The organism is Halocalculus aciditolerans (assembly GCF_014647475.1).
GTDB lineage: Archaea > Halobacteriota > Halobacteria > Halobacteriales > Halobacteriaceae > Halocalculus > Halocalculus aciditolerans.
Genome location: NZ_BMPG01000001.1, coordinates 1,127,337 through 1,144,898, shown reverse-complemented (window position 1 = coordinate 1,144,898; position 17,562 = coordinate 1,127,337). Strand labels below are relative to the sequence as shown.

The window sequence follows — 17,562 nt, the reverse complement described above, 5'->3', positions numbered from 1 at the left end:
AAGTTCCCACCATGACTGGTCCGAATAGCCCCGGTCTGCTCCGCCGAATCGCCGCCGCCGTCGAACGGGTATACCGCTCCGACCACGGGGTCGTCGTGTTCGCTCGCGAGGTCCTCTCGAGTGCGCTCGTCGTCGCCGTCGTCGGCCTCCTGCTCTTCGGGGTGAGTGGGCTCTGGCCGCCGCTCGTCGCCGTCGAATCAGGAAGCATGCAGCCACATATCCAGAAGGGCGACCTCGTCTTCGTCACCGAGGAACACCGGTTCAGCCCGGATTCGGCGTACGGCGACACCGGCGTCGTCACCTATCGGGTGGGAGAGCGAGCGGATTACCGGACGTTCCACGAATACGGGGACGTCGTGGTATACGAGCGCGACGGCAGGAGTCGAACGACGCCGGTGATACACCGCGCTCGGTTCTGGGTGAACGACGGCGAGAACTGGTACGACGAGGCCGACGCGCGGTACGTGGAGGGCGCGCGCAACTGCTCGGAGCTCACGTACTGTCCCGCGCCACACGCCGGCTTCATCACGAAGGGCGACCACAACGGCTACTACGACCAGGCCGACGGCATCAGCTCTCCGGTGAGGCCGTCGTGGGTTCGCGGAACCGCGGAGCTCCGCCTCCCGTGGCTCGGACGGATCCGGTTGCTCTTCTCCGGTGCGACTCTGTCGGCTTCGACGCCGGTCTGACCGCGAGATGTGACGTCGGTCGCTCGCACAGTGAAAGAGACAACACTGAAAGGCGGTGGCGTCCGTCTATGCGGGTATGTCGAGTACGTCGAGCGCGCCGGGGAAGGTCTACCTCTTCGGCGAGCACGCGGTCGTGTACGGGGAGCCGGCGGTTCCCTGCGCGATAGAGCGCCGCGCGACGGTGACGGTGTCGGAACGCGGCGACGACCGCCTGCGGGTGAGTTCGAGCGACCTCTCGCTGGACGGGTTCACCGTGGAGTACGCGGGGTCGGACGGCGGGAAGCCGGACGTGGACGTGCCGACGCCGCTCATCGAGGCGGCGATGGGGTACGTGGACGCGGCGGTCGAGCAGGCGCGAGACGCGGCCGGGCGGCCGGACGCGGGGTTCGACGTCGAGATCGAGAGCGACATCCCGCTGGGCGCGGGGCTCGGGTCGAGCGCGGCGGTCGTGGTGGCGGGTATCGACGCGGCGACGCGCGCGCTCGGCGTCGAACTGGACGCGCGAGAGGTCGCAGAGCGCGCGTACGCGGTCGAACACGAGGTGCAGGAGGGGCAGGCGTCGCGGGCGGACACGTTCTGCTCGGCGATGGGCGGCGCGGTGCGCGTGGAGGGCGGGGACTGCCGGACGCTGGACGCGCCCGCACTCCCGTTCGTCGTCGGGTACGACGGGACGAGTCACGACACGGGCGCGCTCGTCTCGGGCGTGCGCGGGCTCCGCGAGGAGTACGATTTCGCGGCGGACACGGTCGAAGCAATCGGCGACCTCGTGCGGCGGGGCGAGGAGGCGCTCGCCGACGGCGACGTCGAGGAGCTCGGCCGACTGATGGATTTCAACCACGGCCTCCTGTCGGCGCTCGGCGTGTCGGCGCGCTCGCTCGACACGATGGTGTGGGCGGCGCGGGACGCGGGCGCACAGGGCGCGAAGCTGACGGGCGCGGGCGGCGGCGGCTGCATCGTCGCGCTCGACGAGGACGGCGACGCTCTCACGGCGCTCGGGCTGACGCCGGGCTGCGAGCGGTCGTTCCGCGCGGCGCTCGCCACCGACGGCGTCCGCCGGGAGGACGCGTCGTGACGACGCTCCTCTTGAAGCTCGGCGGGAGCGTCATCACGGACAAGGACGAACCAGAGACCGTGGACGAGGACGCGCTCGAAGCGGCGGCGGCGAGCCTCGGAGCCGTCGACTTCGACCGGCTCGTCGTCGTGCACGGCGGCGGGAGTTTCGGCCACCACCACGCGAGCGCGCACGGCGTCTCTCGAACTGACGGGAGCACGGACGCGGGGGCGGTGCGGGACATCCACGGCGCGATGTGCGAGCTGAACGACGCCGTCGTCGACGCGCTCGCCGACGAGGGCGTTCCCGCCGTGCCAGTCCACCCGTTCTCGGCGGCGTATCGCTCGGACGACGGCCACCTCGTCCACCCGACGACGCAGCTCGCGGCGATGCTCGACCAGGGCTGGGTGCCCGTGCTCCACGGCGACGTCGTGACGCACGACGACGCCGGCGCGACCATCCTCTCCGGCGACGAAATCATCGTCGCGCTCGCGGGGAACCTCGGCGCGTCCCGCATCGGCCTCTGCTCGACCGTGCCGGGCGTGCTCGACGACGACGGCGACGTCGTCCCGGAGATCACGGCGTACGAGGAGGTCGCGGACGCGCTCGGCGAGAGCGAATCGACGGACGTGACGGGCGGGATGGCGGCGAAAGTCGAGACGCTCCTCGCGCTCGACTCGGACTCCTACATCTTCGGCCCCGGCGACCTCGACGCGTTCCTCGCCGGCGAAGCCGCCGGTACGCACGTCCGAACGTAGCCGGTCGAATCGTCCGCGTTAGAAGAGGAGGCCGGACTGGATGGCGACGACGAGCGCGGTGAGCGTCGCGACGCTGAGCACGGTCGTGACGAAGATGACCGAGGACATGTAGTCCGCGGTGGAGACGGCGTCGTCGGGCGTGCTGTCGCTGTACGCGATGACGATTGCGAGCGGGGTGACGGCGGCGGGCGTGGCGCATTCGAGGACGAACGTGTTACTGATTCGGGGGTCGGCGAACCCGGCGGCGAGCGCGATACCGACGCCGACGAGCGGCGCGACGACGAGTTTCGTCGCGGTCGGGAAGGCGACGCCGCGGAGGACGCTGAGGTCGACGTTCGAGAGCTGGATGCCGACGACGGTGAGCATCAGCGGGACGGCCGCGGAGCCGACCATGTCGATCGTCGTCATGGCCGTGCCGTCGACGGGCGGGACGAGACCGAGGACGCGGAGGGCGACGGCGAGGAGGACGGCGTAGACGAGCGGGAGGCGGAAGACTTCGCGGACGGCGCTCGCCGCGCCCGCGGTCTCGTCGGCGTCCGCGGAGACGACGTAGACGCCGAGCGTGTAGAGGACGACGCTCTGCACGGTGAGGAAGATGGTGGCGACGGTGCGGCCGAAGTCGCCGAAGAGGAAGCCGGTGAGGGGGATGCCGACGAACCCCGAGTTCGGGAACGCGCTCGCGAGCACGGTGCCGGAGCGCAGGGAGTCCGGAACGTCGAGGAGGCGCGTGCCGGCGAACGCGAGCCCCATCGTGACGGCGAGGTAGGCGACGACGGCGAGGACGAAGACGACCGCGGTGCTGCCGGTGAGCGCGGTCGTGGCGATGCCGTAGAAGACGAGCGCGGGCAGGAAGAACTGGAGAGCGATCGTGTTGAGCGGCTCGATGCGGAGGTTCGTTCGCTCGCCGATGACGTAGCCGACGGCGGCGATGGCGACGATGGGGAGGATGGCCTCCGTGAACGCGCCGGTGACGCTCACGGCCGCGCCTCCGCGCTCACGCGTGAGTGGGGTGCGCGCATGGCGGCTACTGCTCGGCGGAGACGAATAGTGGTTGTGTCACCGGCAGGTCGACGCCGAGCGCGACGACGGCCGCACCGAACGCGAGCGCGGACGGTCGCGGGGCGGAGACGACGAGCGGTCGCAGGGCGTCGGAGGCGGGGACGGCGAACGGTCGCGGCGAGGTGGCGGAGAGGTTCGCCGTTGAATCCCGGGCGTTTTTTCCGGCTCAGGTTTACAAGCCCACCGGTCGTGGGGTGGGTATGGTCGGCATCGACGACTTTCAGGACTTCGAGGGGAGGCTCAGACGCGAGATCGATAAGATCGACCAGTACCAACCGGAGGACCAACCCGCCGTCCGCCGGTTCATCGCCGCGAAGGACGGTCGCATCGAGACGTCGACGCTCGCCGAGTACCTCTCCGAGCTCCGCCTCGCGAGTAGCGTCGCGACGAAGCCCATCAGTGAGTTCGACAAGTTCGACCTCGACGACTTCACGTTCCAGATTCGCCACGACCCAGACCTCGGGCATGGTGGCGGCGGTGTCGCGGACTCGACGGCGCGGAACCGCCAGAAGGTCATCCGCATCTTCCTCAAGACGATTCGAGACGGGGGCGAAGGCACTGACTGGCTGGACGACTACGAGCCGATCCGGGTCAGTGGCTCGACCGTCTCCGAGGAGGATATCCTCACGTCCGAGGACATCAAGGCACTCCGCGACGGCGCGAACAACCTCCGGGACGTCGCGCTCATCGAGTTCCTCGCTGACACCGGGATGCGGATCTCTCTGGCGGCGAGCCTCCGCGTACGCGACGTCGATCTGGAGGGAGACGCGGCGACCTTCCGACCGAACCCGAACGCGAGCGGGCTGAAGGGAGCCGACATCAAGGACTACCCCCTGATCGACTCGCCGGCCGTCCTCCGGACGTACCTGCAGTCGACGCATCCGCGCCCCGATGACTCGGACGTCGCGTTCTTCCACAAGATTCCCGGGCATGGCTACCGGCCGACTGAGGACGACGACGGCGCTCCGGGGCCGACGACGATCAACGAGCAGCTCACGCGAGCCGCCGAACTCGGCGGCGTCGACAAGCCCGTCAACCCCCACAACTTCCGGCACTCCGCTATCACGCGGATGAGCCGGGAGGGGTACACGCGCAGTCAGATCGAGCATCGCGTCTGCTGGACCATCGACTCCTCGATGTGGAGTAACTACGAGCATATCTCCAGCGCCCAGCATAACGACGACATCTTCGCCGCGGCCGGCATCATCGAGTCCGACGACGGCCCCGACTCCGAGCGGCATCCGTGCGGGAATTGTAAGGAGACGCTCGCTCCCCACCACGAGTACTGTCCGCGGTGTGGGCAGCCGGCGACTCCCGAGACGCGGAACCTCCAGCAGGAGGCTGTCGGAGACGTCACGGCGGACATCCCGACGCTCGAAGACGAGGCCGCGCAGGACCTCGCGGTTCGCGTCGCCCAGGAGCTGAATATCGACGCGCGCCATATTCAGCAGTCCCCCTCGTCGAGTGAGTAGGTCGCGACGATCCGCTCGTAGACCCACGCGGACTCGATATCGCTCTCGGCGAGCTCCCGAATCTTCCCGGCGTCCTTGCGGACCCAATCCGGGACGTCGCCGGTGCTCTCCGCCTCCTCTGGTTGTTTCGTGGTGCTCATAGCTGCCTCCGGATGTGCTGTTGTTCGTCGGCGGTGCGATGCCAGATCGGAATGACCGTCGTGATGAGGCCGAGGCGCGCGATAAGTATCGCGCCACTTGGTTTATGGAGTCGGCAGTAGCCGTCAAACCACGGCGCGTCGACGGGGATGCCGTCGGCCCACGCGCCACGGACGTTCTCGCCCTTCCACTCCTCGGGGAGACGCTCGTCCCAGCGCCGGCGGGCGTGCGGGTGGAGCATCTGCCCGTCCTGGTCGCGGTAGGCGTTCGGATCGGCGACCATCACTGACCACCACCCCGCTGGGCCGCGGAGCGTTCCTGGCCGATTTCGAGCGCGGTTTGGAACGCGGAGAAGTCCTGCTCGATGCCGGCGCGCGAGTCGTCGCCCGCGCAGACCGAGCAGTGGTCTCGGTCGGACGTGATGACGTCCACGATCTCGGGCTCGTCCTCGACGTCGACGACACGGCAGCGCTCGGCACGCTCGACGTACCGGCACGCCGGGTCCGTGTGGTAGACTTTTGAGGACGCCGACGTGTACGAGCTGGTCGTGACGTAGATGCGGTCAGACACCCTCGCTCACCTCCGACGGGTCGGCGTCCGCGAGACGGCGAGCGAGCCCCTTCAACGAGTCTCCACCTTGCTTTCGCTGGCGACGGTGAGCGTCGTCGAATCGAGCGCCGCAGCGGCAAACCCAGTTCGACGTGCTTCCCGTGTCACGGCCGCGATTGTTCAGCCGATTGATTTGACTGCTCTCACAGTCAGGGCAGACGAGGATGTCGTCCGAGGAGGGACGCTGCTCACTCATCGCCAGCCTCCTGGACCGCACGGCGGAGGCAGCGACGCCCACAGTAGCGGCCGTCCGTCGAGCCGCGGGCCGTCGCGATGCCGAGACCCGACATGATGTGCGCTCCACAGTGCTCGCACTCAGCGGCCGGCATCGCCTGCCGGAGCTGGGTCGAGATATCGGTCGTCGTCATGGCCGACCCCCGAAGCAGAACCGGCAGTCGTCGTGGAAGATGGTGTGCTCGGGGGCCTTGACGCGCCAGGATGAAGCGGCCGCGCCGTGGTCGCCCTTGCAGTAGGCCTCCGGGTCCTCTGGAGTCGAGTCTGGGTGGAGGCGGTGGACGACTCCCGTGCGCGACGTCGAGAGCAGGACGGCGTCGAGGTCCATCCGGTCGATATCGATAGGGCGGCCCGTCATCGCGTCGAGCCCCTTCGCGCGAGCGCAGTTACTGCAGAGCGGGCGATCAGTCCGTCCTGCGTGCGCCCGGGTCGCGTCGGCGATGGACAGATTGCAGAGTACCGCGTCCGGGTCGGGGTCGCTGTGGTCGCGGAGGTGCGCGGTCGTTCCGTTCCGACTGGCCGCGCACACGACGATGTGGTTGTGCTTGAGGAGCTTCGACACCGGTGGCCGCCCGCCGTCGGACTGTTTCGAGGCTGCCATCACTCACCGCCTCCGAGGGTCTGCTGGTCGTCTGTCGCGTACTGGAGGTATGGCTCGACTTCTTCGGCGACCCAGCGAGCGAACGCTTCGGTCGCCCACGCGTCCGAGTAGACCGCGACGTAGCCGGACTTCGCGAGCATCGCATCCACGAGGAGACCATCCCAGTTGTACGTCACCGCGAGCGCGGACACGCCTTCGGCGGGGATGTCGTCCGTATCGACGGCGTCGTGCCATGCGGAGCCGGCCGCGTCCTCCGGGTAGCCGTCGTCCATCGGCTGGCTGTAGACGACACCGTTGACGCGCGCTGATTCGGTGAGATCGCCGACGAACTCGTCGAGTCGAATCTCGGAGTCCTTGGGGATGACGCCCGCGCTACTGATGAGGTAGTCAGCAAGAAGGCGCGTCCCGTCGCTGGAGTCCGCACCAGCCCAACCAGCTTCGAGGTCGGCGTGGTACGATGCCTTAACGCGGCGAGTAACCTCGTCGCGCTCGGTGTGGATGTCCTCGCTGCCGACGACGGGGACGTCCTTCTCGTCGGTGATCTCGCCGGCGAGCACACCGTAGTTGATGGTGCGGCCGTCGAGGTAGCGTGTCTGCCCCGCGGTCGCGCCAGGGAGTCCGTTCCCGAGACGGTTCGGGAGCTCGGTGACATCCGGATCGCCGTGGAGGATGTGGAGGAGCGCAGCGTGCATCACGCACCACCCTGGTCAAACTTGCGTACGCGGTCGAGGTCGCCGCGGGCGTCGTCGAGGATCGCTTCGATTTCGTCGGCGTCCATCCCGGAGACGAGCGCCTGCCGGATCGCTTCGCGGACGCGTTCCTTCGTCTCCTGCTTCGACTCACTCATCGCCGACACCTCCCTGCCGCTCGTCGGCGAGTCGTTCCGCGACGATTCGCTCGGCGTACGTCCGGACGGCGTCGGGGTCGGGGTAGCCGTCGGCCTGCGTGAGGACGCGGCCGATGAGGAGATCCATCGCGTCCTCGCCGTCGAGCGCGTCGGTGTCGATCTCGGCGTCGAGGATTTCGTCGGCGAGGTCCTTCCACGGTTCACGCTCGTCCTCGCTGACCGAGAGGATATCCGAGTAGCGAGCGTCTGCATCCGGTGTTCGGGGATTTCGACTTCGATGTCGAGTTCCGACGCGTCGATTTTGGGGACGCGGAACGTCGCGGAGACGTCGATGACGTGCTGGTGCATCCCGATATCGTCGGGCTTCGTCTTCCGCGCGCGGACGTCTTCGTCTCGCCAGTCGTAGACGAGGTAGCCGGGGATCGTTTTCTCGATGAACTCCGTCATCACCACCACCCCTCATCTTCGAGGTGGTTCGTGTGGGTGTACACGCCCTCGATAGCGTGCGGCGGGTAGACCTCGAGGCTGTACGACTGCTTGTAGATCGCCTTGACGAACCCGCCGGGAAGGAACTCGATCCGATCGGGGACGTGTGCGTCGCGGTCGTCAGTGAAGTGGATCTCCGCCCCGTCGGGTAGGATGGTCGGGTCGTACTCTTCGTCCGCCATCACTCCTCACCTCCGTCGGTTGCGACCTTCTGGTACTGCTCGACCATCTGCTCCGCGTCGATGGTTTCGTCGAGGAGCTTCCTCGCGGTCGCGCGGCGCTCGTCGTCGGTGACGAACTTGTCGAGCGCCCACGCGAGGTCGTCGATGACGGCGTCGAGGCCGTCGTCGGTGAGTCCGTACTCGTTGGTGCGTTTGTCGAGCTCGCGTTTCTCGACGTAGCCCTTCTGGATGAGGTCGTCGAGGTTCGGGTAGAGGCGGCCGTGGTTGACTTCCTCGCCGTAGTAGTCTTCGAGCGCGCGCTTGATGGCGAGGCCGTAGCGGGATTCCTCTGCGAGGACGTAGAGGATGTTCTTCTGGAAGGCGGTTAGCTGGCGGTGCTGCTGTCGTTTCGTGGTGGTTTCATCTGTCATGCTGGGATGACCGCAGGGCCGACCGGGGCGCTGTCACGCCCGCGTCGTGGTCGGCTGGTTACTGCTCGGTCTCGATCTCGACAGGGTCGTCGGCGTGGAGGATGGCGTCCACGCCGAGTGCCTCGACATCCTCACAGCCGAGCGTGAGTAGCCGCCGGATGACTTCGGGGCGGCGGAGGCCTGTCGCGTCTGCTATCGCGTCGATATTCCCGTCGTGGGTGTCGGTGACGCGAACTGTGATTTTGTTGTCGACTGCCATCCTACACGCTCACTGATGCAGTGCATCAGTATAAACGTTGGGTCGCTGATGCTCCGCCGCGTTGTATCGCTTGACCATAACTATATGTGGTGCAGTGCAATCTGTGCATATATGAAGCGCAGCGAGAGGATTCAGACGAGCGTCACAGAAGCCGAGAAACGGAATTTCCGCGTCGAAGCCGCCACCCGAGACCAAGAAATGGCGGACCTCCTCCGCGACCTCGTCTACCTCTTCCTCGACGTCGAAGGCCACGAGACCAGCAGCGACGCCGACGACCTCCTCGCCGAACTCCTCAACGACTATCTCTCCAGCCAGGGCTACGACGTCGACGCCGACCCCGAAGACCTCCTTCACGACCTCACTGAGTGACACGGCTACCAGACCTCCGACTCCTCGACGGCGTCGAAGACCTCGTCGAGCCACGGCGGGTCGGGCTGCAGTCGCTCCTCAGGCGGGCACCCGCGCTCGCCATCCGAGTATCGCGTCCATGTGTGCCCGCGGAGATGGAGTTTGATGCAGACGCCCGGGACGATCTCCGCCTCCACGATCTGGTGCTCGCGACGAACGTCGAGGCCGAGTCGGTCGAGGTCGATATCCATCGTGACGCGCGTAACCCGTCGCGCTTCAGCCGAGTTATGTGTTCGAGATGCCACGGCAACACGGTCTGACGCCCCACGAGAACTTATGTAGGGGCTGTAATGCCGGAAAATCTACGGACTTCTCAGCCGCTCGTATTCCTCGCGGGACGTCGCCCACTTGTGCTCGACGCCGGGAACTGGGTCGCCGATCCACGCGAGCCAGTTGTCGAGATCGTCGCTCGTCAGTTGGACGTAATTGTGCCAGCGGTCCGCGTCGACGCCGACGTCGCCGAGGAGACGCACGACCCATACGGCCTTCGGGTCGGCTTCGGCGGAGATGCGGCCGATGCGGTACGCGCCGTCGTCGGCGAACTCCAGGTGGCCGCCGTGCGCCCACCAGACCCGACCCGCTCGCGAGGAGAGTTCGTACTCAACGGGCGGGCCGCGGCCACCGGTCCAGTCCTCGTAGCGCTCCAGCTGCCAGTGCGTCGGCGTCTCCAACCGATACATCGGCTGATGCATGGGGTTGTCGTCGGTGACGCGGGTGAGGCTGCCGGCGAGCCACCCCAACGCGTCCACCGTCCACTCGGCGAGGTCGCGGCGGACAGTCTGGATGATGAGGCCGCCGCGATCCGAGACGTGCGCGCCAGCGAGCACCACCCCCTCGACGACCGCGCGCTGCTCGCCGGAGAGGACGGGGTCGCAGCCACTCATCCGCCAGTGCTGCCCGAGCCGACTATACTCGCTGTCGCACTCGCGGCAAGAAAACGGCGGCTCGCGGAGGGTCTCCCGGTCCGTCATGCGCCGTAGAGTGTGAGCGCCTCAAAGACGTGCGTACAGTCGCGACGGCACGCCTCCGGGTCGTCTTGGTACTCGTTGATGTACTCCGCGAGCGATTCGAGCGCGGTCTCCCGGAGTTCGTCGGCGTCGATGCTGACGTCGAACGACTCGACGATAGTGTGCGGGTCGTCGGCTGCCGCAGTCTCCTCGTAGACCGTCGTTTCGCCGTCTTCGTGCTCGCGCACGCGATATTGGAGTTTTGCCTGATTCGCGAACCAGATGATGACCGCCTCATCCTCCATCGGCGTGACGCGGGCGTGCGTCTCGATCTTCGAGACTTCGGGCAGCCGCGCCTTCTTTTTCGCTCTCGACGCCTGGTTGTAGACCGTCTGCTCGCTCTTGTCGAGGCGGTCCTGCGTCTCGGCGACGGTAAGCCCCTCCAGATAGCGGCAGATGTAGACTTCGGCTTCCGAGGTTGTCATGTCACTGCTCTCGACGAACGTTTCGACGGCGAGGTCGAATCGGGATTTCTGAGTCATTGTGGGGTTAGTTGAGGTAGTCGTCGAAGCGGGGGTTGACTGAGCGGCCGTGCCCGCGGAGGACGTTCTCGACGAGGTCGGCGAGCGCCGCGACGATGTCGGCGAACTCGTCGAGCGTGAGCGTCTCAAGGCCGTACTCCTCGACGTTGTCGCGGTTGACGCGGAGATGCGGGACGATAGCGCTGAAGTCGGAGAGGTCGGCTTCGACGACGTCGAGAGTGGTCTGCTCTTCGACCATGAACGTCCAGGCGCGGCCGATGAGGCTCTTGCCGATGCCGAGGTCCTCGCGCTCCTCGACTTTACCGAAGCGGACGGCGGCCTCGACGACGCGGTCGTCGTTGTCGACCATGACGCAGCTCTGGATTTCGTAGTCGGTGTTCGCGTCGATGTCGAAGTCGATGATGCGTTCGTCGCCGAGGGCCTGTTCGTCGATGTTCGTCGCGACCGTCTGGAGTTGGGTGGTTGCCGTCATCGTCCTTCTACACTACTACGTAATACTGGTAGCTACTTATAGTTTACTGTTGTTTTGTGGTAGCTGGTGTGGTTGGTAGCAGCCCCGAACCGTCACGCCTCAACCACGGGCTCGACGAGCGGCTCGACCTCGCCGTCGACGAGCGCATACGACCGGCCCTTACCCTGTCCCTCGCCAGCGAGGAGGTCGTAGTCGATGAGCTTCTGGAGCTTCTTCCGACGCTCCCGCCGCTTAATCGGCGCGAGCGTCCGCCCCTCATAGTACGCCGGTGCACGCTCGTCGTAGTAGTCGTGGAGATCGCCCGCAGACGCGTCGCCCAGCTCGTACATCAACGCATACAAAACCTGATGATGGAACGGAAGCGACTCCAGATTGCTCGCTCGAATCTCCTCCCGAGCGAGCGCATAGCTATCCCGGACGTCCGCGCCGAGAATCCGCGTGTGACCGCGGTTGACAGCGAGCCGCGCGGCCGCCAGAAGCGACTGGATGCCGTAGCGGGCGACGCCGGCAACCTCGTCGGCGATACTCTCTAACTGGCGGTCGTCGACGGCCCCCGGCTCCAAACCGCGGTCGGCGCGCTCCCGAAGGATATCTACGAGCTCGTCGACGTGGTAGCGGTCGAGGGCGACGTGCTCGGCGGCCTCCCAGTGATCGACCCGCGCCAGCCACTCGTCGGGATGATGGACAATCGCGACCGTCGCGATGCCCGCGACACCCGCGAGCGCCTGGAGGACGTCCGTCTCCGGGAGGTCATCGGATTCGTCGAGGATGACGACGTAGGGGTCGGTGACGACGTCGCGGAGCGTCCAGACAAGGTCGTCGACGGGCTCGTTCCCGTGGATTTGGACGCGGGCGGGATAGGCGTCGAGGACGTTCCGGAGGACGTCACCGGTCGTGTCCCCCATCGTCTTCACGTGCGTCCACGGGATGCCGTGCGCGTCTTCGAGCTCGGTGAGCGCGTACCGCGCAAGCACGGTCTTCCCGACTCCGGACGGCCCGGAGATGAGGACGTCCTTAAGCGACTGCCCGTAAGGCGTCGGCCGCCACGCTTGTTCGAGGGCGGCGAGCGGGCCGCCACGGTGGGCGAGCACCCGCGGCAGGTGCTCGTCGGTGAAGACCTGCGGGTGCAGTATCATGACGGCGACTGACGAGAAGGAGGTATAAAAAGAGGGGGTGGAATGCCGGAAAACGAGCTAGTCGTCGAGAACGTGCGCCCGCCACCAATCCGACCGGACAAACCGCTGCGGGCAGTCCTCGGCGTGCGGGATCTCATCGATATTGAGATGGCTGGCCCCACACTCACAGCACCGGACCTCGCCGGTTGGCTCGCCCATCGCGAAGCCGTCGACGGAGACCGGCGTCTCACTCTTGATGATCTGGTAGCGAGTGTCCGGGTCCGAGAACGAACTCACGCTGAACCCCCCTGTTGCGTGTGGAACTTGAGCGTCGGGTCGAGCCGGACGTCCGGGACGTCGCGCTCGCCGAGTCGCATCTCGACACGCCGCACGTGCTTGCAGCCCTCGTCGGGCGCACGATACTGCGCATCCGGACACGTGCACGCACTGAGGTCGACTGCGACCATGTAGACCTCGTCCGTCGTGTAGACGTTCCAGAGGTCCTCCGCGATCTCGACCGCGACCATCGCCTCCCGGGCGGCCGCGACCGTCCGCTTCCCGTGCACGGCTTCCGCGAGCTCCTGTCTCATGCGTCCACACCCTCTTGGATAACGGTCTCAAGAAGGTCGTCGAGCGTGTCTGGGTCGTTCCCGAACGCGTCGAGCGTCGCCTGATCGGGAGCCCTCAGATCGTGGCGCTCCCGGAACCAATCCGGATGGTTGACCCGGCCGGGCTTCGCTCCGATGTGGAGCTGTGGATTCCCCTCCTCGGGCATCCCCATGATGTCCACGCGCTTCCCCATGAGTAGGACGCGCTTCCGCTTCTGGGGGACCCCGTAGTCTGCGGCGTTGACCTTCTCCCAGGTGAGGTGATAGCCGACGTCCGCGAAGGCGTTACAGACCTCGCGGATAGCCTTCCCGCCCTTCATCGTCGCCAGCCCCGAAACGTTCTCCATAACGAAGGTGAGCGGCTTCGCCTGCCCGACGATTCGAACCATCTCCCGGTAGAGTTCGTTCCGTGGGTCGTCTTCTTCGCGCTGTCCAATATGCGAGAAACCCTGGCAGGGCGGGCCACCGGAGATCGTCGTGAGTCCGCCGACACCGACGCCGGCAGCTTCGAGGATCTCCCACGTCGCGATCTTCCGGATATCGCGCTCAAGAAGGACCGGCGGTTCATCCTGATCGAGGTGGTCGCCTTCGATCAGGTTTCGGCGGTAGGTGTCCGCGGCATCCTCGTCTTGCTCGACCGCAGCGAGCGTTTTGTAGCCCGCTCCATCGAACCCTAAATCGAAGCCCCCCATCCCGGAGAAGAGGGAGACGTGGGTTGGCGGTGACGCGTAGCCGATTCGCTCGCCAATCTCGCTCGCGTCCCCGTACGGCATCGTCCCCATGAAGCGACTCGATTCGAGGAGTGACTCACTCATCGCAACCACCCCGTTCGGTGCCCGCAGAGACTGAACGACCTCCGTCGGTCTGGGCGAGCGTCGCCTGCGCCGTCGACGCGTTCACGAACCGTGGAGCATTCGTCGGGTCGTAGGAGAAATACAGACGTTCCGGTCGAGTGCTGTTGTCGAGCGATGCAGACCGGCTGTAGTCGCGCTCGACGACTGCCGTGGCGAGGTCCGCGAGTCCCGCGGGCGGCTCGGAGTACGAGACCGCCCAATGACCGTCGACGGCGTCGAGCGCTTCGACGAACGCGGCGTGGTCGAAGAGCGGGCCGCGGTAGTAGCCCGACTTCTCCTCAACGTACGGTGGGTCGCAGTAGAAGAGCACGTCCGGGCCGTCGTAGCGCTCGAAGAGCGTCGAGTAGTCACCGCACTCTATCGCGACGCCCTTGAATCGGTCTCGGACGAGCTGGATGCGGTCGGGGACGCGCGCCCAGATCTCCGACTTCTGCGGTCCCTTCCGCGGCGTGTCCGTCGCGAAGCCGGCGCGCTGGCCGTACCGGCCGCTGAAACTCGCGTATCGGAGGAACACCCAGCGGGCGGCCTCCTCGACGCGGTCGTCGGCGAGGTCGCGCTCCGGGTCGCGGAACCGTCGCGACCACTCGTTGTAGAGGCCACGCGAATATGGGATGTTCTCGACCGCCGACGCGAGCGCGTCCGGCTCCGTGCGGACGACGTCGAAGAACTCGGCCACGTACTCGTCGCGGTCGTTGAAGATCTCGGCGTGACTCCGCGGCTTGTTCAGAAGCACGCCTGCCGCGCCACCGAACGGCACGACGAACGTCTCGTGGTCGCGCAGGTGCTCGACGACCCACGGCGCGAGGTACGTCTTGCTCCCGATGTACGGGAACGCCGAGAGCTTCCGGCCCGACCGTTCGGTATCGTCCTCAGAGTGCACGCCACTCACCTCCGGGACCCTCGGCCATGACACGGCCACCGTGACAGGCCGTCCCGTCGTCGATGTGGTCGGCGAGAGCGTCCTCGCACCGGTCGTAACCCTCGGTCGTGCCGTCGGTCGAGAGGAGGACGCGGTCGCACGTCCCGCACTCCGCCCAGTACCGATTCGCTTCGCGTTCAGTATCGCTCCCAAACTGAACGTCGTCACTCATGCGACGACCACCTCGGGGGTGCCGGTGACGCCGATCCAGGTCTTCGGGCGGAGCTCGCGTTCGGTGAGTCGGAGGCCAGCCTCGTCGATGACTTCGATGCGTTCGACGCCGTCGAGATCGCGAAGCCGACTCTTCACACCGGACACCACGGTCGCGCGCTCGATCCGGTGGAAGCACCGCGTTCCACCTCGCTCGCTCGGGTGTTCGACGTGAATCGTGTAGCGCGAGTTCGCACGGTCGTCGTCGACGCGGACGACCACCGTCTCTGGGGAGAGGTCGCGACCGGTGCGCTTGTTCTCACGGTCGATTTCGTCCCAGACGCCCCACCGGAGTCCATTACTCATCGTCGCCCTCCTCGTTCGCGGCGAGCATCTCGTTCACCGCGCTGGCGTGTGCGTTCGTGCTGTCTCGCTCGTCGCCGTTGTGATCGACGCGAGTGAACACCTCGGTGTCTCGGTCTAGCCGCCAAGAGGTGAGGCGTTTGGTCGCGTCGCCTGTCTGGAGGATGACGCCGCAGTGTCCACACACCCACTCGTCGAGGACGATGTCGCCGCGGGAGGTGGTCCCGATATGGTAGGCCTCGATGTTCTCGCTACAGCTCGGGCAGTCCCGCCTGATGGAGTGACGGAGGTCGACGCGGTGGCCGTGGACGTCGACGCCCTGGACGGATTCGATGGCTCGCTCGCGGCCGTAGTCTTCGGCGAGGTCGAGGACGGCGTCCCGCCCGTCGTCAACGTGTGCCGCCATGCCGCCTCGTCCCTGTTCGTTGAGACACCACGACGCCGTCCCGAGGTGGTTCGCGGTGGTGATGAGTGCTTGGTAGGCTTCGTCGCTGTGGCCGAGCTCCTCGGTGGCGTACTGCGCCGCGTAGTCTTCGAGGCCGAGGTCCTCGCGGACGAGATCGTCAGCCATCGAGCTGGCGCGGAGTGGCGACATCACGCACTCGCCTCCTCGTCGCCCTCGATGTCGTGGATGCGCTCGACGACCTCCAGCCGCGAACGAGGGAACGAGTAGCGTGTCCCGTCGGAGACGTCCATGTCGGTTCGCTGGACGTACTGGACCTCGATGACGTGGTCGTCGCTCGGGTAGTCCTCATTGAACTCGGCGACGGTCTTCGAGGTCGTGCCGACGCGGTGTTCGCCGGCTCGCTTTGCGGAGATGCCGACGACGAGCAGTCGGCCACTGTCGTCGTCCTCTTTGTCGCGGACGTGGTCGCCGACGTGGAGGCCGACGTTGTCGCCAGCGGCCGCCATCACGCATCGACCTCCTCGGTGACCTGGAGTCCCCAGTCGGTCTGGAGGACGCGGATGTCAACCGGGCTCGGCGTAATCTCGTCGATGAGCTCGCGCGGGTCGTCTTCGTCGACGGCGAGTACGACCGGGAACGCTCCGGGGCCGTCCTCGACGACGCAGTCGGGGAGGACCGTTCCGTCGTCGGTCTCGACAGCGTCGAACTGGCGAACGACGACAGCGCGTCCGTCCCGGCGGACGTAGCGCGCTTGGACCTTGTGACGCTCGACGGTCTGCCGCTGGGTGGGAGTGATCCAGAGCTCCTTGATGGTGCTCTCGTCGGCGATCTGCGTGCAGTAGAACGCGGTCTCGTCTTCGCCGACGTCTTCGTGGCCGCCGTGCTGCCGCCAGCTCTCCGGGAGCGGGCGGTGGTCGCGCGTGTGGTGGAGGATGCGCGGTTGTGTGACTCGGTGCTTGGCGTTTCCTTTATCAGCGGTGGGGGTGTCTGTTGACATGGTTGTCCTTGCTGGGATGACCACCTGGCCCGGTGCTGTCACACCGGGCCGACTTCTTCGCGGCGTCGGCGTACCAGGTTGGTCTATTTCAGTGTACACTCCGCACCGCCTTATAGCTTTGTATTGCAAAGTGTATTGCAGTGTGCGTAGCAAACTATAATGCAGACCGCAACCTACTATGCTCCATGAGCGCCGAGCCAAGCATAATGGCCGACGTCAACCCCGACTTTGACGCCACCGACGACACCGACGAACTCCTCGACGCCCTCAAAGACGGCCGCGACACCGACGACCCCTGGGGGAGAGCCAACCCCCGCTACCTCATCGAACACACCTCACTCGATAAGGGGAACGTCGAGTACCAGCTCCGCCGCCTCACCGACGCCGGCTGGGTCCGCAAGATCTCCCGCGGCCTCTACGAGTTCGTCGACGACCCACGCGAGAGCGCACAGTAAAGTGAGTATAGGCGGTTCGAGTTTGCACTTACGTTTATGACGCTGCTCGTGAATGAACGTGTATGAGACGGCGCACGTTCCTCGCCACTACCGGACTCGCATCGACAGGCCTTCTTGCGGGCTGCTCTGGAGACTCCACCGAATCCCCTAAAGAATCCAGCAGAGAAGCCGAACAGACGACTGAGCCGACCACAACGACGACTACAGCACAGTCAGAAGCCCAGCAGAAGGTCTCCGAGTACGGAGCCATTAGTCCCGACGGAAACCTCGTCATCACGTCTATCGACTGGTTCCAAGACGAATATCAGATTGGTGCACAGGGAATCGTCGAAAACATCTCTGATAGAGATTACGAGTACGTCCAAGTGCTGATTAACTTCTACGACAAGGAGCAGATCAAAATCGGGGATGGCCTCGACAACACCAGTGGTCTCGAAGCAAACTCGAAATGGCGGTTCAAGGCAGGCTATCTCGGTTCAGATACCGGGACGGTCGAGTACTTCAAGGTGAACGAATTGACCGGATACTGAC

The 17,562-nt window shown here is 66.0% G+C and carries 31 protein-coding genes and 1 pseudogene; 7 read left to right on the top strand and 25 right to left on the bottom strand.

All coding sequences use genetic code 11. The features are described 5' to 3' along the window. Positions 1 to 11: 11 nt before the first annotated feature. The 3 genes from IEY26_RS06015 to IEY26_RS06005 all read left to right on the top strand — a co-directional run bounded on the left by IEY26_RS06015 (position 12) and on the right by IEY26_RS06005 (position 2,498). Positions 12 to 689: a S24/S26 family peptidase gene (locus tag IEY26_RS06015; protein WP_188976838.1), complete on the top strand. Its 678-nt coding sequence runs from the start codon at positions 12 to 14 to the stop codon at positions 687 to 689. A gap of 76 nt (positions 690 to 765) precedes the next feature. Next, entirely contained in the window at positions 766 to 1,761 is a 996-nt protein-coding gene (mvk, locus tag IEY26_RS06010) for a mevalonate kinase (RefSeq protein WP_188976836.1), read from the top strand. Then, the gene (locus IEY26_RS06005; RefSeq protein WP_188976834.1) at positions 1,758 to 2,498 is read left to right on the top strand and encodes an isopentenyl phosphate kinase; all 741 of its coding nucleotides are present in this window, start codon (positions 1,758 to 1,760) and stop codon (positions 2,496 to 2,498) included. The genes mvk and IEY26_RS06005 overlap by 4 nt, the downstream gene beginning before the upstream one ends. An 18-nt stretch (positions 2,499 to 2,516) precedes the next feature. Here the strand turns inward: IEY26_RS06005 and IEY26_RS06000 are convergent, their stop codons facing one another. Further along, complete coding sequence (locus IEY26_RS06000; RefSeq protein WP_188976832.1) at positions 2,517 to 3,476, bottom strand: AEC family transporter; 960 nt, start codon at positions 3,474 to 3,476, stop codon at positions 2,517 to 2,519. A 281-nt stretch (positions 3,477 to 3,757) separates the two neighbouring features. Here IEY26_RS06000 and IEY26_RS05995 point away from each other — a divergent pair, with 281 nt between their 5' ends. Then, entirely contained in the window at positions 3,758 to 5,029 is a 1,272-nt protein-coding gene (locus tag IEY26_RS05995) for a tyrosine-type recombinase/integrase (RefSeq protein ID WP_188976830.1), read from the top strand. Here the strand turns inward: IEY26_RS05995 and IEY26_RS05990 are convergent. The 10 genes and pseudogenes from IEY26_RS05990 to IEY26_RS05950 form a co-directional block, all read right to left on the bottom strand. Continuing rightward, positions 5,002 to 5,169 (bottom strand): hypothetical protein, encoded by a 168-nt coding sequence (locus tag IEY26_RS05990; RefSeq protein WP_188976827.1) that lies wholly within the window; start codon positions 5,167 to 5,169, stop codon positions 5,002 to 5,004. The genes IEY26_RS05995 and IEY26_RS05990 overlap by 28 nt on opposite strands. After that, positions 5,166 to 5,450 (bottom strand): hypothetical protein, encoded by a 285-nt coding sequence (locus IEY26_RS05985; protein WP_188976825.1) that lies wholly within the window; start codon positions 5,448 to 5,450, stop codon positions 5,166 to 5,168. The genes IEY26_RS05990 and IEY26_RS05985 overlap by 4 nt, the downstream gene beginning before the upstream one ends. Next, a complete protein-coding gene (locus IEY26_RS05980; protein ID WP_188976823.1) occupies positions 5,450 to 5,737 on the bottom strand; it encodes a hypothetical protein in 288 nt (95 codons plus the stop codon). Before IEY26_RS05980 ends, IEY26_RS05985 begins: the two co-directional genes overlap by 1 nt. Positions 5,738 to 6,140: 403 nt before the next feature. Then, a complete protein-coding gene (locus tag IEY26_RS05975; RefSeq protein WP_188976821.1) occupies positions 6,141 to 6,611 on the bottom strand; it encodes a hypothetical protein in 471 nt (156 codons plus the stop codon). Next, positions 6,611 to 7,303: a hypothetical protein gene (locus IEY26_RS05970; protein ID WP_188976819.1), complete on the bottom strand. Its 693-nt coding sequence runs from the start codon at positions 7,301 to 7,303 to the stop codon at positions 6,611 to 6,613. The genes IEY26_RS05975 and IEY26_RS05970 overlap by 1 nt, the downstream gene beginning before the upstream one ends. Continuing rightward, positions 7,303 to 7,458 (bottom strand): hypothetical protein, encoded by a 156-nt coding sequence (locus tag IEY26_RS05965; RefSeq protein ID WP_188976817.1) that lies wholly within the window; start codon positions 7,456 to 7,458, stop codon positions 7,303 to 7,305. Before IEY26_RS05965 ends, IEY26_RS05970 begins: the two co-directional genes overlap by 1 nt. Beyond that, positions 7,451 to 7,585 (bottom strand): hypothetical protein, encoded by a 135-nt coding sequence (locus IEY26_RS17650; RefSeq protein WP_268239800.1) that lies wholly within the window; start codon positions 7,583 to 7,585, stop codon positions 7,451 to 7,453. The genes IEY26_RS05965 and IEY26_RS17650 overlap by 8 nt, the downstream gene beginning before the upstream one ends. Before the next feature lie 319 nt (positions 7,586 to 7,904). After that, positions 7,905 to 8,126 (bottom strand): hypothetical protein, encoded by a 222-nt coding sequence (locus IEY26_RS05960; protein ID WP_188976815.1) that lies wholly within the window; start codon positions 8,124 to 8,126, stop codon positions 7,905 to 7,907. Between the two features lie 62 nt (positions 8,127 to 8,188). Next, positions 8,189 to 8,536, bottom strand: a pseudogene (locus tag IEY26_RS05955) (PadR family transcriptional regulator); the annotation flags it as partial. 58 nt (positions 8,537 to 8,594) lie between these two features. After that, the gene (locus tag IEY26_RS05950) at positions 8,595 to 8,795 is read right to left on the bottom strand and encodes a hypothetical protein (RefSeq protein ID WP_188976811.1); all 201 of its coding nucleotides are present in this window, start codon (positions 8,793 to 8,795) and stop codon (positions 8,595 to 8,597) included. Between the two features lie 111 nt (positions 8,796 to 8,906). On the opposite strand from IEY26_RS05950, the gene IEY26_RS05945 reads away from it, so the two are divergent. Continuing rightward, complete coding sequence (locus tag IEY26_RS05945; RefSeq protein ID WP_188976809.1) at positions 8,907 to 9,164, top strand: hypothetical protein; 258 nt, start codon at positions 8,907 to 8,909, stop codon at positions 9,162 to 9,164. Positions 9,165 to 9,169: 5 nt separating this feature from the next. Here IEY26_RS05945 and IEY26_RS05940 read toward each other — a convergent pair whose 3' ends face one another. From IEY26_RS05940 to IEY26_RS05875, 14 genes are all read right to left on the bottom strand, one after another. After that, the gene (locus IEY26_RS05940; protein WP_188976807.1) at positions 9,170 to 9,394 is read right to left on the bottom strand and encodes a hypothetical protein; all 225 of its coding nucleotides are present in this window, start codon (positions 9,392 to 9,394) and stop codon (positions 9,170 to 9,172) included. A 111-nt stretch (positions 9,395 to 9,505) separates the two neighbouring features. After that, positions 9,506 to 10,087 (bottom strand): hypothetical protein, encoded by a 582-nt coding sequence (locus IEY26_RS05935; RefSeq protein ID WP_188976805.1) that lies wholly within the window; start codon positions 10,085 to 10,087, stop codon positions 9,506 to 9,508. 83 nt (positions 10,088 to 10,170) lie between these two features. After that, complete coding sequence (locus IEY26_RS05930; RefSeq protein ID WP_188976803.1) at positions 10,171 to 10,692, bottom strand: sigma factor-like helix-turn-helix DNA-binding protein; 522 nt, start codon at positions 10,690 to 10,692, stop codon at positions 10,171 to 10,173. A 7-nt stretch (positions 10,693 to 10,699) separates the two neighbouring features. Continuing rightward, positions 10,700 to 11,164, bottom strand: coding sequence for a hypothetical protein (locus tag IEY26_RS05925; RefSeq protein ID WP_188976801.1), 465 nt, complete (start codon positions 11,162 to 11,164; stop codon positions 10,700 to 10,702). A gap of 92 nt (positions 11,165 to 11,256) precedes the next feature. Next, positions 11,257 to 12,300, bottom strand: a complete 1,044-nt coding sequence (locus tag IEY26_RS05920) for a Cdc6/Cdc18 family protein (protein ID WP_188976799.1) — start codon at positions 12,298 to 12,300, stop codon at positions 11,257 to 11,259. Positions 12,301 to 12,357: 57 nt separating this feature from the next. Further along, entirely contained in the window at positions 12,358 to 12,576 is a 219-nt protein-coding gene (locus tag IEY26_RS05915) for a hypothetical protein (RefSeq protein WP_188976797.1), read from the bottom strand. Continuing rightward, entirely contained in the window at positions 12,573 to 12,869 is a 297-nt protein-coding gene (locus IEY26_RS05910) for a hypothetical protein (protein ID WP_188976795.1), read from the bottom strand. The genes IEY26_RS05915 and IEY26_RS05910 overlap by 4 nt, the downstream gene beginning before the upstream one ends. Continuing rightward, positions 12,866 to 13,702, bottom strand: coding sequence for a DNA cytosine methyltransferase (locus IEY26_RS05905; RefSeq protein WP_188976793.1), 837 nt, complete (start codon positions 13,700 to 13,702; stop codon positions 12,866 to 12,868). The genes IEY26_RS05910 and IEY26_RS05905 overlap by 4 nt, the downstream gene beginning before the upstream one ends. Beyond that, on the bottom strand, positions 13,695 to 14,621 hold the full coding sequence (locus IEY26_RS05900; RefSeq protein ID WP_188976791.1) for a DNA adenine methylase: 927 nt from the start codon (positions 14,619 to 14,621) through the stop codon (positions 13,695 to 13,697). Before IEY26_RS05900 ends, IEY26_RS05905 begins: the two co-directional genes overlap by 8 nt. Next, positions 14,611 to 14,832, bottom strand: a complete 222-nt coding sequence (locus IEY26_RS05895) for a hypothetical protein (RefSeq protein ID WP_188976789.1) — start codon at positions 14,830 to 14,832, stop codon at positions 14,611 to 14,613. The genes IEY26_RS05900 and IEY26_RS05895 overlap by 11 nt, the downstream gene beginning before the upstream one ends. Beyond that, positions 14,829 to 15,176, bottom strand: coding sequence for a hypothetical protein (locus IEY26_RS05890; protein ID WP_188976787.1), 348 nt, complete (start codon positions 15,174 to 15,176; stop codon positions 14,829 to 14,831). The genes IEY26_RS05895 and IEY26_RS05890 overlap by 4 nt, the downstream gene beginning before the upstream one ends. Next, entirely contained in the window at positions 15,169 to 15,768 is a 600-nt protein-coding gene (locus tag IEY26_RS05885) for a hypothetical protein (protein ID WP_188976785.1), read from the bottom strand. The genes IEY26_RS05890 and IEY26_RS05885 overlap by 8 nt, the downstream gene beginning before the upstream one ends. Beyond that, positions 15,768 to 16,085: a hypothetical protein gene (locus IEY26_RS05880; protein WP_188976783.1), complete on the bottom strand. Its 318-nt coding sequence runs from the start codon at positions 16,083 to 16,085 to the stop codon at positions 15,768 to 15,770. The genes IEY26_RS05885 and IEY26_RS05880 overlap by 1 nt, the downstream gene beginning before the upstream one ends. Further along, positions 16,085 to 16,576, bottom strand: a complete 492-nt coding sequence (locus IEY26_RS05875; RefSeq protein WP_188976781.1) for a hypothetical protein — start codon at positions 16,574 to 16,576, stop codon at positions 16,085 to 16,087. Before IEY26_RS05875 ends, IEY26_RS05880 begins: the two co-directional genes overlap by 1 nt. 185 nt (positions 16,577 to 16,761) lie before the next feature. Here IEY26_RS05875 and IEY26_RS05870 point away from each other — a divergent pair, with 185 nt between their 5' ends. Together IEY26_RS05870 and IEY26_RS05865 are read left to right on the top strand one after the other, a co-directional pair. Then, the gene (locus IEY26_RS05870; RefSeq protein ID WP_229773937.1) at positions 16,762 to 17,031 is read left to right on the top strand and encodes a type IV toxin-antitoxin system AbiEi family antitoxin domain-containing protein; all 270 of its coding nucleotides are present in this window, start codon (positions 16,762 to 16,764) and stop codon (positions 17,029 to 17,031) included. 62 nt (positions 17,032 to 17,093) lie between these two features. Next, positions 17,094 to 17,561, top strand: coding sequence for an FxLYD domain-containing protein (locus tag IEY26_RS05865; RefSeq protein ID WP_188976779.1), 468 nt, complete (start codon positions 17,094 to 17,096; stop codon positions 17,559 to 17,561). Position 17,562 lies beyond the last annotated feature (1 nt).

Coding starts and splice junctions, on each gene's coding strand:
- IEY26_RS06015 (WP_188976838.1), top strand. CDS start 12: ATGACTGGTCCGAATAGCCCCGGTCTGCTCCGCCGAATCGCCGCCGCC.
- mvk (WP_188976836.1), top strand. CDS start 766: ATGTCGAGTACGTCGAGCGCGCCGGGGAAGGTCTACCTCTTCGGCGAG.
- IEY26_RS05995 (WP_188976830.1), top strand. CDS start 3,758: ATGGTCGGCATCGACGACTTTCAGGACTTCGAGGGGAGGCTCAGACGC.
- IEY26_RS05990 (WP_188976827.1), bottom strand. CDS start 5,169: ATGAGCACCACGAAACAACCAGAGGAGGCGGAGAGCACCGGCGACGTC.
- IEY26_RS05985 (WP_188976825.1), bottom strand. CDS start 5,450: ATGGTCGCCGATCCGAACGCCTACCGCGACCAGGACGGGCAGATGCTC.
- IEY26_RS05975 (WP_188976821.1), bottom strand. CDS start 6,611: ATGGCAGCCTCGAAACAGTCCGACGGCGGGCGGCCACCGGTGTCGAAG.
- IEY26_RS05970 (WP_188976819.1), bottom strand. CDS start 7,303: ATGCACGCTGCGCTCCTCCACATCCTCCACGGCGATCCGGATGTCACC.
- IEY26_RS05965 (WP_188976817.1), bottom strand. CDS start 7,458: ATGAGTGAGTCGAAGCAGGAGACGAAGGAACGCGTCCGCGAAGCGATC.
- IEY26_RS17650 (WP_268239800.1), bottom strand. CDS start 7,585: ATGGATCTCCTCATCGGCCGCGTCCTCACGCAGGCCGACGGCTACCCC.
- IEY26_RS05960 (WP_188976815.1), bottom strand. CDS start 8,126: ATGGCGGACGAAGAGTACGACCCGACCATCCTACCCGACGGGGCGGAG.
- IEY26_RS05950 (WP_188976811.1), bottom strand. CDS start 8,795: ATGGCAGTCGACAACAAAATCACAGTTCGCGTCACCGACACCCACGAC.
- IEY26_RS05945 (WP_188976809.1), top strand. CDS start 8,907: ATGAAGCGCAGCGAGAGGATTCAGACGAGCGTCACAGAAGCCGAGAAA.
- IEY26_RS05940 (WP_188976807.1), bottom strand. CDS start 9,394: ATGGATATCGACCTCGACCGACTCGGCCTCGACGTTCGTCGCGAGCAC.
- IEY26_RS05935 (WP_188976805.1), bottom strand. CDS start 10,087: ATGAGTGGCTGCGACCCCGTCCTCTCCGGCGAGCAGCGCGCGGTCGTC.
- IEY26_RS05930 (WP_188976803.1), bottom strand. CDS start 10,692: ATGACTCAGAAATCCCGATTCGACCTCGCCGTCGAAACGTTCGTCGAG.
- IEY26_RS05925 (WP_188976801.1), bottom strand. CDS start 11,164: ATGACGGCAACCACCCAACTCCAGACGGTCGCGACGAACATCGACGAA.
- IEY26_RS05920 (WP_188976799.1), bottom strand. CDS start 12,300: ATGATACTGCACCCGCAGGTCTTCACCGACGAGCACCTGCCGCGGGTG.
- IEY26_RS05910 (WP_188976795.1), bottom strand. CDS start 12,869: ATGAGACAGGAGCTCGCGGAAGCCGTGCACGGGAAGCGGACGGTCGCG.
- IEY26_RS05905 (WP_188976793.1), bottom strand. CDS start 13,702: ATGAGTGAGTCACTCCTCGAATCGAGTCGCTTCATGGGGACGATGCCG.
- IEY26_RS05895 (WP_188976789.1), bottom strand. CDS start 14,832: ATGAGTGACGACGTTCAGTTTGGGAGCGATACTGAACGCGAAGCGAAT.
- IEY26_RS05890 (WP_188976787.1), bottom strand. CDS start 15,176: ATGAGTAATGGACTCCGGTGGGGCGTCTGGGACGAAATCGACCGTGAG.
- IEY26_RS05885 (WP_188976785.1), bottom strand. CDS start 15,768: ATGTCGCCACTCCGCGCCAGCTCGATGGCTGACGATCTCGTCCGCGAG.
- IEY26_RS05880 (WP_188976783.1), bottom strand. CDS start 16,085: ATGGCGGCCGCTGGCGACAACGTCGGCCTCCACGTCGGCGACCACGTC.
- IEY26_RS05875 (WP_188976781.1), bottom strand. CDS start 16,576: ATGTCAACAGACACCCCCACCGCTGATAAAGGAAACGCCAAGCACCGA.
- IEY26_RS05870 (WP_229773937.1), top strand. CDS start 16,762: ATGAGCGCCGAGCCAAGCATAATGGCCGACGTCAACCCCGACTTTGAC.
- IEY26_RS05865 (WP_188976779.1), top strand. CDS start 17,094: ATGAGACGGCGCACGTTCCTCGCCACTACCGGACTCGCATCGACAGGC.